At 49.6% G+C, this 232-nt stretch carries 1 pseudogene; it reads right to left on the bottom strand.

The features are described 5' to 3' along the window. Positions 1–136, bottom strand: a pseudogene (locus LD028_RS09595) (biotin synthase BioB); the annotation flags it as partial. Positions 137–232: the final 96 nt, after the last annotated feature.

Raw genomic sequence — 232 nt, 5'->3', positions numbered from 1 at the left:
CCGAGCGGATGCGGTATGCCCCTTGCCAAAGAAGGAGCAGCTCCTCGTCCGGACAATCCAATATCGCCAGCGCTTCCTCGGCGGTCAGTTCATGGCCGTCGAGCACTTGTTCAGCCAAATGAAGCCAATTTGCCATCGTTCCTCTCCCCTTTCCACATCATTACATTTATCGTAACGAATCGGGCGATTGATTGTCAACCTAAATTGGTTTTAAGTTTACTTTTCAGACGAA

Origin of the sequence: Anoxybacillus sp. LAT27, assembly GCF_022030075.1 — a bacterium.
Taxonomy (GTDB): Bacteria; Bacillota; Bacilli; order Bacillales; family Anoxybacillaceae; genus Anoxybacillus; species Anoxybacillus kestanbolensis.
The sequence above is the reverse complement of the archived record's forward strand: the minus strand, read 5'-3'. Positions and strand labels throughout refer to the sequence as shown.